The organism is Marinoscillum sp. 108 (genome assembly GCF_902506655.1).
Lineage (GTDB): Bacteria > Bacteroidota > Bacteroidia > Cytophagales > Cyclobacteriaceae > Marinoscillum > Marinoscillum luteum.
The window spans coordinates 2,173,779-2,190,463 of record NZ_LR734808.1; the positions used below are offsets into that span (position 1 = coordinate 2,173,779).

Consider the following 16,685-nt stretch of genomic DNA (forward strand, 5'->3'; position numbering starts at 1 on the left):
AAGAAACAATAATATATTATTGTTTCTTTCGTTTACTTTCTTTTGCGTGTAAAAGACACAGATTGGCCAAATAATCATCTGGCAGCGCTACAACTTACCTGATGATAATCCTCCTTACCGTGGTTTCTCCGTTGGCAGCTACTCTCACCAGGGCCATTCCTTTTGACATTCCCTTTAAGGATAATTCATACTGATGGGATCCCGGAGGAAGTAACTCACTCCACTCAGCATATCGCTTTCCATCCATACCCATCACCTCGATCACAACCACGCCTTCATGATCCTGCACATGCGCTACCCTGAGATAGTCCGTTGCAGGATTAGGGAAAATTGAAAGCATGTTGGATAAAGCAACGGGAGCTTCCACTGCCACTCTGCTACCGGCTGATCCAATGGTATAAGCCGCCCCACTGGTACCGGAAGGAATAGACCCCACCATGCTATACCCTGAATTAAGAGAAGCCACAGCCACTCTGACCACAGAGCCAGATATCCCCAAAGAAGATTTGGGCACGGACAGCTCCAACACCGAACTGTTTTTCACCGCAGTGATACCACCCAAACTACTCCATGACCAGCTACTGCCGGTGCCTGTATATTGATACAGCGTCCCATTTTCGATCATATAGTTAAACCCCGTTGAAGACCAGCTGCTACTTGTGTATTCATTACTGCCGGTTGAGTTATTGTCTGTATCCAGAAAAACCTGGTAATTCGTTGAAAAGCTTCCCTGAGCCAATACATAAAAATTCGAGGTGTTATCAGCAGCTTTGAGGGAGGTAAGATTAGTGCCCCCGGTAGCAATAGTGGACACTGATGACCAATCGCTGGTAGCACCATCCACCGTAATATTCAGTGAAGCCCCAGCGGTTTCATAAGCTCCGATATCCACTGCACTCCCCTGCTTCCTGGTATTGCCCGCCAGGTCTTCCTGACCCGAGCCGGTAAAGGACGGATCCCCCGCATCCACAGCCGGAGAAGACGATGAAATTGAATAATTATCACTTCCGGCATTTACAAAAAGTGGGTTTTGCTTGACTGAGTTGGCATCTCCGGATACGTTATAAAACAAGCTGGAGGTATTGGCATTGTCGCGCCAGTATAAGTTATAAGCCAGTGTGTGGCTGGTGGTGGTCGTCCCTCCCATCTGCACAATGGCATACCGCCAGTCGGTAGGATACATAATGTTATTCTTGATCACACTGCTGGTGTTGTTCTGTAGCGCAATCTGACCATTGTCATAGGTTCCGGTACCACATTTGTAAAACGTATTATTATAGACCTGAGTCCCACTTACGGTACTTGTGGTATTCGAACCCAGAAACAACCCGGACAAGGTGCAGTCGTAAGCCAGGTTATTTCTGACAATGTTGCCAGTACTGGACTTGCCGGCCACTTCACAACCCACAGAGAACCCTACTTTATAGTTGAATACGATATTGTTCTCTATGGTAATATAACTACCTCCGTCTACGTAGATACCACCTGCCGCATCCAGCGCTGCAGGACCAGCATAGTTTTTCACCACGTTTTCACGAATGATTCCGCTTCGGGCATAATTAACGCTGGCAGGAGCCCCGGTCCAAGAAAAGTGACCAGCCGCATCAATCCCAATGTTGGTGTTACCATCCAGTGTATTACCTTCCACTAAAAAGTTCTGAACGTTACCCACCAGAGTAATACTCTCGCTGTATCCGGTAATGCAGTCATGAACGCTATTGTTTCCTATAAACACGTTCTGAATCGCCGACGAGGTACTTCCCACCACCACAATGGCATGGGCATTTTCCCCGGAGGTAGGCATAGTCGTTTTCGAATTGGTCCAGCCAATGTTGTAAAACTCACAATTGACTATATCAATTTCATTACCGGTGCCATTGACAATGATACCATTTCCGGTATTCCCCCAATTGTTACGAAACACCAGACCATCCACGAGGATGTTGGTTGAATTGGTAATGTGCAGGATATTGATCCCATTGGTGCCCGTACTGGAACTCCCCTCCAGATTCACAGTACCGTTGTAGCTTTTGAGTGTGACGTTGCTCTTACCACTCAATACGAATGGACCGGTGTAGTTACCAGCAGCAATAAATATAACATCCCCCGAAGATGCACCCGAACATGCACTGGCGAGCCCACCGCTGGTAGAAACATAAACATTGGCGCCCTGCACCGCATAGGCCAGAAAAAACAGTAAGGACAGGAAACCCGCCCTGCAAGCATTTCGGAAAGCACTCCGATTTAAAACAGAATAAAAAAGTTGGGAAAAAATGGTTTTCATAAGTATAAAATATTTGGTTGAATATCGCTCTTGTGTTCAGCATATCGCCTCAACCCTTTCCTTATCTTATCAAAACTGAATACTCTAATTTAATAAACTTTTTGAAAGTTTATAATCTTTCTTTTACTTTCTTTATTTACCACTAAGTGTTTATAACGTTTTCTTTCCATGAAATAAGCACCTATTGTGTCCGTTATGAATCAAAAAAAAGCTCAGGCTTCATCTGAAACCTGAGCTTTTTACCTGGAAAATTTTATGAATACCTAGTATCGATCATCAAACCCGAAGATGGGCTTTCTGGTCAGCCACTTACCCCTGGTAAAATCCGGAAACTGAACCGGTGCGCTACCATTGGCTATGGATTGCTCCGTCATGCAGGTAACCGCCGCCCACGACACACAATCATAGACATCCATCGGCATGGGCTCGTTTCGCTTAAGAGCCTCTACAAAGGCATGAATTACGAAGAAGTCCATCCCTCCATGGCCGGCACCGGCAGAGTCAGACTCATACTTCTTCCAAAGCGGGTGATCATATTGCTTCATATAAGCAGCATCACTCTCCCACTCATGTGCAGGGCTTTTGCCTTCTATATAAATACCATCATTCAGATCCATCCAGATACCATCAGTACCCTGCACCCGGAATCCGAGCGAATACGGTCTTGGTAAATTGGTGTCGTGACTCAAAACGATGGTTTCGCCCTGAGCGCATTTAATAACTGTAGTCACAATGTCCCCGAGCTTGAACTCCACATCAGCATTAGGGTGCGACTTGCCTCCCTGTGGGTGCTCCACAATGTATTCATGCAGCCCTCTGGCTTTTGACGAGGTACTGGTGAGGTAGACAAACCTGTTACCACGGTTGTTATTGATATAGTTGGCCACCGGTCCCAGTCCATGGGTAGGATAAATATCCCCATTCCGGTTCACCGAGTGGTTGGTCCTCCACCTGGCTTCACTGTATCCTTTCTCCCCAAACTCTACGCCACCACCATAGAGTTGCTGTCCATTATTGAACTTGACATGACGCAAGTCATGCTGATAACCACCCTGCAGGTGAATAATCTCCCCAAATAGATTCTGACGCACCATATTGAGTACAGCCATCACATCTCTCCTGTAAGCCACATTTTCCAGGATCATAAAAGGTGTGCCGGTCTTCTCATAGGCATCTACCAGGGCCCAGCACTCCTGAATATCGAAAGCACCAGCTACCTCCAGCCCTACAGCCTTTTTAGCTTCCATCGCATCTATGGCCATGGGCGTATGCCAAAGCCAGGGGGTAGAAATAATCACGGCATCTACATCCTCTCGCTGTAGCAATTTCTGATAATCATACGGTCCAGCACCGAAGGTGGCCGGCTTCTTCATCCCAGCATCCTGCACCATTTTGGACGCATTGGCCAGGCGCTCCTGATCGATATCACAAACAGCAGTGACCAATATATCTTTTCGCTGCAGGGTAAGCCCCAGCTGACCTGTACCACGTGCTCCTACCCCAATGAATCCGATCCTGATCTTATCCTGACCCTTGCCGAGACCAAACGCAAATGAAGGAGCCATCATGGCCAATGATGCACCCGCGGCTGTTTTTAGTACAAAATTTCTTCTATCCATTTTATTCATTAATTATAAATTCATCCGTATATAATTCTCCATTCTCCGACTGGTATTGTACACTTTATGGAGATCTTAGTGCCGGAAATATTCGCTCAATTCACTTCACTGATTAGCCTAAATTTCCAAATAATAAGTAAATGAAACTTTTTGTTTTCAAAAAACAAAGTTTTAGAATGATATTTCTATATTTAAGCGAATTTTATCTTTCGTAAAGTTATTAATTATGGCATTAAGTACTTTGGACTGGTCCTTTGTGATCGGATTTTTCATCATCTCTTTAGGTATTGGCATCTGGACAGCCAAATGGGGCAATAAAGATGCTTCCGATTACTTCACAGCCGGAGGTAAGATGCCATGGTGGCTGCTGGGGGTTTCTATGGTAGCTACTACTTTTTCTACAGACACCCCCAACTTGGTCACGGACATTGTACGCCAAAACGGGGTATCAGGCAACTGGGCATGGTGGGCCTTTCTGCTCACGGGGATGCTAACGGTCTTCATATATGCCCGGCTATGGAAAAAATCCGGTGTGGTCACCGATGTGGAGTTCTACGAACTAAGGTACAGCGGGAAAATCGCGCGGTTTCTTCGTGGATTTCGGGCCATTTATCTGGGGTTACTCTTCAATGTAATGATCATGGCCACCGTTTCTCTGGCCGCCATCAAAATAGGAGGAGTCCTTTTGGGGCTGAGTCCTCTCCAAACAGTTGTGATCGCCGGAACAGTAACCGTCATCTACAGCTCGCTTGGTGGGCTGAAAGGCGTACTGATCACCGACTTTGTCCAGTTTTTTCTCTCTATTGGAGGAGCCATCATCGCTGCAGTGGTCTCGCTTCAGCATCCTAAGGTAGGAGGCCTCTCCAATCTCCTAAAGCATGAAAATGTGGTGGATAAGCTGGATTTATTCCCTTCGTTTTCCAATCCCGAAATTTTCATCACGCTGTTACTAATCCCGCTTTTGGTACAATGGTGGAGTGTATGGTACCCGGGAGCGGAGCCTGGTGGTGGTGGGTACATCGCCCAGCGGATGTTTGCCGCCAAAAATGAAGACCATTCTATTAAGGCCGTTTTGTTTTTCAATGCAGCGCACTATGCCCTGCGCCCATGGCCATGGATTATCGTTGCGCTTTGTTCGCTTGTGGTTTTCCCTGACCTGGAAAGTTTCCGTACGGCCTTTCCAAATGCCGGAAGCATTATCAACCACGACATGGGGTACCCGGCTATGCTCACATTCATCCCATCCGGACTCCTCGGGCTGGTGGTCACATCGCTCATTGCAGCCTACATGTCCACCATCTCCACCCACCTCAACTGGGGCGCCTCATACATCGTCAATGACTTTTATAAGCGTTTTGCCAAACCCGACGCTACTCAAAAAGAGATGCTGAACGTAGGCAGGATCATCACTGTGCTGTTGATGGTGCTCACCATGATATTCGCCCTGCTGCTGGACAATGCCCTGGGTGCGTTTCAAATCCTCCTTCAGATAGGTGCTGGGACCGGGCTGATCTTTATCCTCCGCTGGTTTTGGTGGCGCATCAACGCGGCCAGCGAAATGGCCGCAATGATCATCAGCTTTCTGGTGGCTATTTATTTTGGGGTGTTTCATAAGATGATGGGGTTTGAGCCATTGGCATCATGGATGGAACTGGTCATTGGGGTAGGCATCACCACCGTGGGCTGGATCATTGTGACCTACACCTCGCAGCCTACCAGCATGGAGGTGATGATCAGCTTTATCAATAAAGTAAGTCCTGGCGGACCCGGGTGGACAAAAATCATCAACAAAGCCAAGGCAGATGGCCTGCAACTCTCTGAGCCCTCAGGGCCGTGGAAGGTGCCGATCGGTATTCTCTGTATGATTGCCGGCACCATTGGAATATATGCTTTCCTGATGGGGACAGGGCTATTCATCTATGGAAGATATCTCAATGCGATCATTCTGATGGGAGTGACGATTGTCTCCATTATGGTCTTAAAAAGATTCTGGAGCAGACTTAGCTAAATGATGACAACAGCAGAAAAAAGGGTTCTTGTTCTGTGCCCCAACGCAGCCATCGACATTTTCGCGTGGGTGGAGGGATTTACTCAGGGAGTACCCAATAGAATCCTAAAAGAGACGCGTTATCCTGGTGGTAAAGGGCTACACGTAGGTATGGCCCTTTCCGAACTGGGTATTCCGGTGACCATTGCAGGATTTTGGGGCGGTGAAGCGGGTATCTGGATCAAAAAAGCTTGTAACGAGTATTATCCGAAGATTGAGTTCATTGGCCCGGATATTTCCGAATGGTCTAGAAGCTGTTACACCTTCAAATCCAGGGGTGATTTTGATGATACGGAAATTTTGGGTCCAGGTCCGGTGGTGACTGATTCGGACTTCAGGCATCTGATGGATAGCATAGAAACCATGCTTTCCAACACCGCGCTGATAGCCCTCTGCGGTTCATGGCCCAAAGGAAGCCCGGAAAATGGTTATCAACAGGTGATCGAATTGGCCAAAAAAGCTTCCGTCAGAAGTTTTCTGGATTGTACAGGCCCCCAATTGGCCAATGCGCTGAAAGCACAGCCTTACGGTCTTCACCTCAACAGAAAAGAGATCACTGAGTATTTTCAGGTTGAATTTGATACTGCCAAAAAGCAAATCATGGAGTACTGTGATCTGGCGGCCATCACCGATGGCTCAAAGGGCCTTTACCTCATCAGTGAAAATGAAATGCACCATGCACTGGCCAAAATAGAAGAAGTCATCAGCACCATAGGCGCTGGCGATTGCCTGCTGGCCGGAATCATTGCCGGTGTACTACAAAACCTCCCGCATCAGTCCATTGCCAATCTGGGAGCGGCCTGCGGGGCGGCCAACTGCATGCGCGCAGACCTGGGGATGCTCCATAAGGAAGATGTGGAAAGGTTACTGGCTGTAATGGCTGAGCAGAATTGATTCATTCACATTTCAACACCCTTACCACAATAGACTTACTGATAGGTGTGTGACTCTTGTCGGCAAAATGATTGATGGGTACCAGCATATTTGTTTCAGGAAAATAAGCCGCCAGATTCCCTATGGGGATATCATAAGCAATCACCTTAAACTGGCTTGCACGTCGCTCCACACCATCGTATCGGCTCACCAGATTCACCACATCTTCCTGTTGAAGTTTCAACTTTTCCATATCCAGCGCATTCATGAACACCACCCGTCGTTCGTTAAAAATCCCGCGATATCGGTCGTCCAGACCGTAGATCGTCGTATTGAACTGATCATGTGATCGGATGGTCATCAGCACAAAGTCCTCCTGGCTCAAACCATGATCAGCCAAACGATTGATGCTAAACCGAGCCTTCCCTCCGGGGAGTTTCGAAAAATCTCCCGTACGTGCATTATTAGGCAAATAGAATCCGCCACCTTCAGACCGTTTGCTATACGCCTCAAATCCAGCCACTACGGCTTCTATTTTCTCTCTGATCAGGTCATAGTTGGTCGAAAACGCCTTCCAGGGTATATTGCCCTTGTCACCAAAGTAAGCCCGTGCAATACCGCATACGATATCCACCTCACTCCTAAGCTGTTCGCTGGCTGGTGTCAGCCTTCCTCGAGACCGGTGTACTTTGCCCATGCTATTTTCCACCGTTACATACCGGGGCACCCCCTCTCTGACATCCTGCTCCGATCGACCCAGCGTCGGTAAAATAATCGCTGTTTTGCCGGTGATCAGGTGAGTACGATTGAGTTTAGTACTGATCGATACAGTCAGGTCACATTGCTGCAAAGCGGCGGCTGTGTAAGCCGTATCGGAAGCAGCCGAAACAAAGTTGCCACCCAAACCCATGAACACTTTCACCTTTCCCGCATGCATGGCCTGTATACCATGTACGGTATCATAGCCGGGCTTTTCCGGTGGATCAAAACCAAATGTGTCTTTGAGGGCCTGATTGAAGGACGGAGAGACGTGATGAACGATACCCACCGTCCGGTCACCCTGCACATTGCTATGTCCCCGCACCGGGCAAGTCCCCGCCCCCTCTTTGCCAATACTTCCTTTCAACAGCAGCAGGTTCACACACTCCCGGATATTATCCACGCCGTTCTTGTGCTGTGTCAACCCCATCGCCCAGCAGATGATGATTTTCTGGCGAGAAGCCAGTAATTCCACCGCCTCGTCCACTTTCCCAGAAGGCACTCCACATGCAGCCAGCAGTGTGGATTCGTCATGACTGTCCAAATCTTTCGTGAGCGCCTCCAATCCGTTGGTTTTTTCCTGAATAAATTCCTGGTCAAAGACCGGCCTACCTGACCTTTCCATAGCCAGTAATCTCTTCATGATGAGCTTGAGCAGCGCCACATCCTGATTGATTTTCACCTGAAGGAAAATATCTGTGAGTACGGTACCTCCACCCAATACACCTTTCACTTCCTGCGGATTTTTGAAACGAACCAACCCCGCCTCTGGAATAGGGTTTACAGTGATGATCTTCCCTCCATTTTCCTTGCACTGCTGCAAAGCGGAAAGCATACGGGGGTGATTGGTGCCCGGGTTTTGACCAATAACCATGATCACTTCTGCCTTACCGAAATCCTCCAAAGTCACGGACCCTTTACCTATTCCCAGGGTCTCCGTGAGCGCCACACCGCTGGATTCATGGCACATATTGGAGCAATCCGGCATATTGTTGGTGCCAAAGGCCCTGGCAAAAAGTCCGTAGAGAAATGCTGCCTCATTGCTGGAACGACCTGAGGTATAAAACAAAGCCTCATCCGGCGACTCCAGCTGACGAAGGTGATCTCCGATGCGATCAAAAGCCTCCTGCCAGCTGATGGGGCGGTAATGAACTGATCCCTTATCCAAAATAAAGGGCTGCGTGAGTCGACCACTCTTCCCTATCTCATAATCCGTCAATTTTGACAACTCTTCAACAGAATAGCGCTGAAAAAAATCAGCATCCACACGCTTCAGTGTGGCCTCCTCCGCCAGCGCTTTGGCGCCATTCTCGCAGTACTCTCCCAGCTGGGATCGGTCGTCGGGATCTGGCCAGGCACATCCCGGGCAGTCAAATCCGTCTTTCTGATTCATATGAGCAAGTGTCTTCAGCCCCCGAAAAAGTCCCATTTCCATCCGGGCGTGCTTCAAGGCTACCGCCACAGCGGGCACACCAGCTGCATATTCCGCCCTGGGGGTAACCTTCAGGTCTTCAAACCGGATCGTACCGGTGATAGATAGCGCTCGCTTAAAGTCCTTCTCCATCCTCTTGATTTTAAGATCAGGTAATATAAAAAATACCCGGCTTCTCCAGATGGGTAGCGTGTAAATCCATCTGTACAAATCAGCACTCCTATATCACTTGTATCCACTTAGCGCCGAAGTATTGTCGTTCAGCTAATTTTTTTTTATCCCACAAGCCGTAATCATATATTACTATTCCTTTTTCCTCCGACTGGCTCATTTATCGCGATAACGTGTAGCTAATACCTTGTTTCAAAACAAAAAAGCAAAAGCTACTATGTATAATCTCTATGCTACAATAAAAGGGGTCTGGAAAGTCTTCTTACTAGGATTTTCTATGTCCATTGGTTACTTATCTCATGCCCAGGTAAATTCTGGCGGGACGGCCACCACAGCCGATCATAATAAACAAATCGTGGGCTACATCACCAACTGGGATGCCTGGAAGGCCACCAACGCCGGATTACCGGCACAGGGAGCCCTCACGCACCTCAATATTGATTATGCCAAATACACCATTCTCAACTACTCCTTCTTTGGAGTAGCACAGGACGGATCTTTGCACAGTGGTGATCTCCGCAATAAAAACATCTACCAGCCAGGCGCCGTGCAGGCACCGGGAGATATCTTCTTCACAGATATCTACAGCAGCTGGGACATGCACATCATTTTTGGAGAGATCGATCCCATCCAATACATCAACCAGGAGGCTGCCGACAGGGCCGCTGCTCAGGGATTTGATGTGACCGTGGGTGGAAACTCCTGGTCGCATCCTACCTGGGGACTCAGCGGCTCGCTTCCAGTGCCTCTCCATAAGGAGGATGGCGCTCCGGGCTTGCTGGAACTGGCCCATCAGAATGGTGTGAAAGTGCTGGCCTCCATTGGGGGTTGGAGCATGTGCAAGCACTTCCCTGAAATGGCTGCAGATCCTGTGAAAAGGGCCAAGTTTGTGGCAGACTGCCAGAAATTGATCAATACAGGCTTTGACGGGATCGACCTTGACTGGGAGTATCCGGGCCCCTACCCTGGAATGAACTTCACGGGCACTCAGGCCGATTATGGCAACTTCTTAACCCTCGTTCAGGAAATCAGAACAGCCATAGGACCCGACAAACTGATCACCGCAGCTTTTTCGGCTGACCCGGTCAAGCTGGCAGACTTCAACTGGCCCGCACTGTCCGCCACGATGGATTACTTCAATATGATGACCTATGACTTCAATGGTGGATTTTCAAACATCGCTGGTCATAACTCACCCATCTATTCCTACGATGGCGCTGAGTCTCCTACCTTCAACTGGCAGTCTACTTATGATGCGCTCATGTCTTACGGGGTTTCTGCTTCCAAACTCAATTTTGGAGTGCCTTTCTATGGGCGTGGAGTGGTCACTAACGGTGCAGCTGATCTCAATGCACCTACACTGAAGAGACAAGAAACCGTGCAGCCTGATGGCCCCATCTCCACCAGTGCAGACTTTACCAACTGGCCAAAGGATGTCTATGATGGCACGCCCAATCACTACTACATCAAGCAGCAGGCATTGGGGGCAGGCAGTGGATGGACACGCTACTGGGATGATCAGGCGAAAGTACCCTACCTGGTAAAAGACAATTACTTCCTTAGCTATGACGATGAAGAATCGATAGGGCTGAAAGCCGACTACATTGTAGACCATAACCTGGCGGGAGCGATAGTGTGGACTGTCTACGGCGACCTGGAGTTCAGTGGAACTGCCACCAACTTTGGTACAAAGCTGAAAAGATGGTCAAGTGTAAATGCACCACTGATCAACACTGTCAACCAGCAATTTGCAGCCGGCGGTACCGGAGGAAATACGAATCCTACCACTTCCATTACTTCCCCAGCCAACGGCGCCTCCTATAATGTGGGCGATAATATCACCATATCAGCTTCTGCAAGTGATGCAGATGGCAGTGTTTCGCTGGTCGAGTTTTATGCAGGAGGTACCCTCCTCGGTTCGGACAATAGTGCACCGTACTCGTTTACCTGGAACAATGTGGCTCAGGGAAGCTACACACTACAAACAAAGGCTACCGACAATGAAGGGGGCACGGCTTTTTCATCAGGTATAAACATCACCGTTGGTACAGTGCCTAATCAATCTCCTACAGTATCCATCACCAGCCCTGCATCAGGATCTACCCACACAGAAGGCGCATCCGTGAGCATAGCAGCAAGCGCTTCTGATTCTGATGGCAGCATCAGTAAAGTAGCTTTTTATGCCAATGGCTCCCTACTGGGTGAAGATACTTCAGCTCCCTATGGTTACGACTGGATAGCCGGAGCAGCGGGCAGTTATACACTTCTTGCACGGGCCTATGACAATGAAAACGCCACAACTGACGCATCCATTAGTGTCACGATAGAATCCAGCGGAGGTGGCGGTGATTGCAACAACACACCTCAATACGTTGAAAATGGTGGTTACGTCGCAGGAAGTCAGGTACAAAATGATGGAAGCGTCTATCAATGTAAGGAATACCCTTACTCCGGCTGGTGCAATGGGGCTGCCTGGGCCTATGAGCCTGGTACCGGCTCCTACTGGCAGGATGCGTGGACCTATGTGGATGAGTGTGGCACAGGCGGAAGTAACACCCCACCCACTGCCAGTATTAGCAGTCCTGTCAACAACGCTTCTTTCACGACCGGAGCTGACATTACCATCTCTGCCAGTGCTACTGATGCGGACGGCAGTGTCATCAAAGTAGCGTTCTTCCAAAACGGCAGCCTACTGGGAGAGGACACAAGCGCTCCCTATAGTTTCACCTGGACCAATGTGGCAGCTGGTAGTTATAGCCTCACCGTAGTGGCCACGGATAATGAAAGTGCCACGACCACCTCTTCGGCAGTAACCATCACAGTAGCCAACCAGGGAAATAACCCACCTACGGTCAGCATCACCTCGCCGGCCAATGGAGCCAGCTATGATGAAGGAAGCACCATTACCATCAGCGCCAGTGCCTCGGATGACGGCTCGGTGTCCAAGGTAGAGTTCTTCGCTGGTGCTACCAAGCTCGGTGAAGACACCTCCGCACCCTACAGCTATGCCTGGACTTCAGCCTCTGTGGGCAGCTATAGCCTCAGTGCGGTGGCCACAGACAATGAGGGTGCTACTGGTACTTCTACCGCCGTGAATGTTACAGTCAATACGGTGGGTGGCTGCACTTCCGATTTTAAAATTGTGGGCTATATGCCTTCCTGGAGTGGCTCAGCCAATGACATCCAATATGACAAGGTGAGTCACATCATCTATGCGTTTATCCGGCCTACCACCAGTGGCGGACTTACTGCAGTGGAACAGCCCTCCAAACTGCAATCAATAGTCTCTCAAGGTCATGCCCAGGGAGTGAAAGTCATGATCGCCGTAGGTGGTTGGTCCGACTTTAACAATGCGGATTTTGAAGGGATGGCTTCTACCCCTACGGGCAGAAACAACTTTGCAACCAACCTGCTCAACTTGTGTAATCAGTATGGGCTTGATGGGGTGGACATTGACTGGGAATACCCGCGTGAGGGCAATACGCCTCAGGACTATGAAGCCATGATGCAAGTACTGAGCCAGACCATGCACGCCAATGGCAAGTTGCTGACGGCTGCTGTAGCGGCACAGGGATACTATGCAGATGGCATTTTGAGTGGTGTGTTCCAGTATGTAGACTTTCTGAATCTGATGGCCTATGATGGCGGCAGTGGCTCCACCCATTCGCCTTATAGCTACGCAGTATCCACACTCAACTACTGGTTGGGTCGGGGTTTGCCAGCTTCCAAAGCGGTACTGGGGGTTCCCTTTTATGCGAGACCTTCCTGGAAATCCTACGCCACACTGGTAAGTGAGGGTGCAGACCCGTATGCGGATACTTACAATGGAGATTACTACAACGGGATCACTACCATCCAGCAAAAAACGGCATTGGCAGAAAGCCAGGCCTCAGGGATCATGATCTGGGAACTGTCTCAGGACATTACCAACAATGTATCACTCTCGCTCCTGAATGCCATCTATCAGGCGGCACCAGATAATTGTGACCCAAACGGAAGCAACCCAAACGTTAGTTTTACCAATCCGACCAATGGGAGTACTATCTCCACAAGCTCGGCCATTACGCTCACAGCCAATGCCACAGACGATGGCAGCATCGCCAGCGTGGTGTTTAATGCCGGGGGGCAAAACTTAACAGCCTCTGGATCGGGAAGTGTGTATACAGCCAGCTGGACACCAGCATCAAGCGGCTCCTATACGCTCACTGTAACAGCCACGGACAACGAGAGCAATACCAGCTCCCAACAGATCACCGTCACGGCTTCCTCATCCACTTGTAGCGCTCCCGCCTGGCAGTCGTCTGCCGTGTACAATGCCGATGACCAGGTATCGCACAATGGAACACTATACCGTGCCAAATGGTGGACCCAAAATGAAGATCCCGCTACCCACTCAGGCCAATGGGATGTTTGGGAAAATCAGGGTGCCTGTGGATCAGGAGCCAGAATGACCGATGTGAAGGTGTCTCAAACGAATCAGCAGATCATTACCTACCCCAATCCATTCACTGAGTCATTCACTGTTGATTTGGAAGTGCATGAATCTGCTCCTACCAGAGTGATTGTGTACAACACGGCGGGTCAGTTGGTTCATGAGCAATCTCTGGGTATTCTTGGAAAAGGAACTCATCATCACTCCATCAATGCGCTTCATCTGCCAGAAGGGATCTACTTCTGTCATGTGAGCATTGGTGATCAACTGATTATTCGTAAGATGATCAAGCAATAACAATTTATTTCTCAAAGTGGCTGCAGCGAAGGTCTCATTACCATTTAGTCCAACCAACCTACTTTCCGCTGTGGCCGCTTTTTTTCAATCATTTCCAACCAAACCAAAAACCTATGAACACCTTTTACCAACCTAAACCTATTTTTCTCAGCTGTCTCTGGAAAGTATCCCTCCTGATTGCACTCCTATTCCTCATCCAATCTGCACAGGCTCAGGTAAATTGCACCGGTTTACCAGCCTGGTCTTCTGCCGCAGTTTATACTCAGGGGGATCAGGTGCAGCATAACAACACCGGCTATGAAGCCAAATGGTGGACTCAAAATGAAGACCCGGCTACACACTCTGGTCAGTGGGACGTCTGGATCAATCTGGGCGCCTGTGGGTCAGGCGGAAACACTCCCCCAAGTGCTTCCATCACGAGTCCATCCAATGGTGCCACCTTCACAGTTGGCGCTACGATCAACATCAATGCCTCGGCCAGCGATCCGGATGGGGCTGTAAGCAAAGTCGCTTTTTATCAAAACGGCAACCTGCTCGGGGAAGACACCAGCAGTCCTTATAGCTACTCCTGGTCTGGTGCGGCAGCAGGTAATTACAACCTCACCGCCGTGGCTACGGACAATGACAATGCTTCAACCACCTCATCGGCTGTAAGCATCACTGTGCAAAGCGCGGGCAATAATCCCCCTTCAGGCAGCATCACAGCTCCATCTTATGGGGCTACATTCACACAGGGAAGCAACATAGCCATCTCCGCCTCTGCCTCGGATGCGGATGGTTCGGTTTCCAAAGTTGAATTCTTTCAGAATGGAAATTACCTGGGTGAGGACACCTCCAGTCCGTATAGCTACACATGGAGTAACGTTTCGCAGGGCAGCTACACGCTCAGCATCGTCATCACCGACAATCTGGGCGCTACCACCACACCCGGAAGTGTTTCCGTCACGGTTCAAGGTTCGACCGGAGGGGATTGTAATGGCATCCCTCAGTACACAGAAGGTGGTGGCTACAATGCGGGTAGTGAGGTTCAAAACGTGGGCAGCGTCTATCAGTGCAAAGAGTGGCCATACTCTGGCTGGTGCAATGGGGGTGCTCAGGCTTATGCCCCGGGCACCGGAACCAACTGGCAGGATGCCTGGAACCTGATAGGGCAGTGTGGTGGTGGCACAGGAGGCAATGATTCACCAACGGTAAATATCACCTCCCCGTCCAATGGTAGCACCTTCACCCCTGGAAGTACCATCAACCTTACAGCGTCGGCTTCAGATCCGGACGGATCTGTTGTTAAAGTAGAGTTTTTTCAAAACGGAAACCTCCTGGGTGAGGACACCAGCAGCCCCTACTCCTACTCCTGGGCGAACGTATCCGCCGGCAGCTACACACTTACAGCCAAAGCCACTGACAATGAAGGCGCCAGCACCACCTCCACACAGGTATATATCAGCGTAACATCCGGGGGAAATCCCAGCGGTGATCTTCCTGACAGAGTTCTGGTGGGCTACTGGCACAACTTTGACAATGGTTCCGGAGTAGTGAAACTCCGAGACATCTCCGACAAATGGGATGTGATCAATATCGCCTTTGCTGAACCTACTGTGCAGGGGGGCTCCTCCATGAGCTTCGTTCCTGACAACTCCATTTACTCCACCACTCAAGAGTTTAAGAATGATGTGGCCCTCCTCCAAAGCCAGGGTAAAAAAGTGCTCATCTCTATAGGTGGTGCCAACGGGACGATCCATCTGGAAAACGCCACACACGCCCAGAACTTTAGCAGTACAATGACTAGCATCATCAACGAATACGGTTTTGACGGATTGGATATTGACCTGGAGGGAAGCTCGCTCTCACTTGGAGCCGGAGACAATGATTTTCGCTTCCCCACTTCCCCTCGTGTGGTCAATTTCATCAATGGCATGGAGGCCGTACTGGCCAATTTTGGTTCCGACTTTGTTCTCACAGCTGCACCCGAAACGGCCTATGTACAAGGTGGCTACAGTACCTATGGAGGAATATACGGGGCCTATTTACCGGTGCTCTATGCGCTGAAAGATCGAATGGCCTTAATCCATGTGCAGCATTACAACACGGGCTGTATGCTGGGGCTGGATAACCAATGCTATTCTCAGGGAACGGCAGACTTTCAGGTAGCCATGGGGGAAATGCTTCTGCGTGGGTTTTCAGTTGCAGGTAACCCTACATCCTTTCCTGCATTCCGTGAAGACCAGGTGGCCATAGGCCTCCCTGCTTCACCCTCTGCTGCTGGAGGTGGATATACCAATCCAAACACCGTAAAAACCGCATTGGATTACCTGATCAAAGGCATTTCGTATGGCGGTAATTATACCCTTGTCAATGGAAATGGCTATTCCGGTTTCAGGGGAATGATGACCTGGTCCATCAACTGGGACATCAATTACGGATATGAATTTTCGAATAACTACAGAGCCTATTTGGATGCACTGCCTGCCGCCCGATGGACACCTGAAAGCCCTACGCAAACGCCTGAGGTATTGGAAGAAGTATTTATCACTGCCCCGAATCCTTTTTCTGATTGGGCTACAATTACTGTCACGCTGAATGAGGCACAGGAAACCAGTTTGGTGATCTACAATCAGGTAGGTCAACAGATCGGAACCTTACATCATGGCACCCTGCAAAAAGGAACTCATACATTTGAGTGGGATAGTCGCTCTGCCAATCCCGGTCTCTACTTTGCCCGCATGGTACAGGGTGAGCAAACACAGATCATTAAGCTGATCAAAAAATAAATC

At 49.3% G+C, this 16,685-nt stretch carries 7 protein-coding genes; 4 read left to right on the forward strand and 3 right to left on the reverse strand.

Features of this window, described 5'->3' with window-relative positions; translation table 11 throughout:
- Positions 1 to 94 precede the first annotated feature (94 nt).
- Entirely contained in the window at positions 95 to 2,284 is a 2,190-nt protein-coding gene (locus GV030_RS08885; protein ID WP_159581868.1) for a right-handed parallel beta-helix repeat-containing protein, read from the reverse strand.
- A gap of 263 nt (positions 2,285 to 2,547) precedes the next feature.
- Positions 2,548 to 3,903, reverse strand: a complete 1,356-nt coding sequence (locus GV030_RS08890) for a Gfo/Idh/MocA family protein (protein WP_159581870.1) — start codon at positions 3,901 to 3,903, stop codon at positions 2,548 to 2,550.
- A gap of 226 nt (positions 3,904 to 4,129) precedes the next feature.
- Between GV030_RS08890 and GV030_RS08895 the strand changes: the two genes are divergently transcribed.
- Together GV030_RS08895 and GV030_RS08900 are read left to right on the forward strand one after the other, a co-directional pair.
- The gene (locus tag GV030_RS08895; RefSeq protein ID WP_159581872.1) at positions 4,130 to 5,911 is read left to right on the forward strand and encodes a sodium:solute symporter family protein; all 1,782 of its coding nucleotides are present in this window, start codon (positions 4,130 to 4,132) and stop codon (positions 5,909 to 5,911) included.
- Positions 5,912 to 6,844, forward strand: coding sequence for a 1-phosphofructokinase family hexose kinase (locus tag GV030_RS08900; RefSeq protein ID WP_159581874.1), 933 nt, complete (start codon positions 5,912 to 5,914; stop codon positions 6,842 to 6,844).
- A 1-nt stretch (position 6,845) separates the two neighbouring features.
- On the opposite strand, the gene GV030_RS08905 is transcribed toward GV030_RS08900, so the two are convergent.
- Complete coding sequence (locus GV030_RS08905; RefSeq protein ID WP_159581876.1) at positions 6,846 to 9,146, reverse strand: FdhF/YdeP family oxidoreductase; 2,301 nt, start codon at positions 9,144 to 9,146, stop codon at positions 6,846 to 6,848.
- A gap of 256 nt (positions 9,147 to 9,402) precedes the next feature.
- Between GV030_RS08905 and GV030_RS21525 the strand changes: the two genes are divergently transcribed.
- On the forward strand, positions 9,403 to 13,914 hold the full coding sequence (locus tag GV030_RS21525; protein ID WP_221413315.1) for a glycosyl hydrolase family 18 protein: 4,512 nt from the start codon (positions 9,403 to 9,405) through the stop codon (positions 13,912 to 13,914).
- Between the two features lie 113 nt (positions 13,915 to 14,027).
- Entirely contained in the window at positions 14,028 to 16,682 is a 2,655-nt protein-coding gene (locus GV030_RS08940; protein ID WP_159581878.1) for an Ig-like domain-containing protein, read from the forward strand.
- Positions 16,683 to 16,685 lie beyond the last annotated feature (3 nt).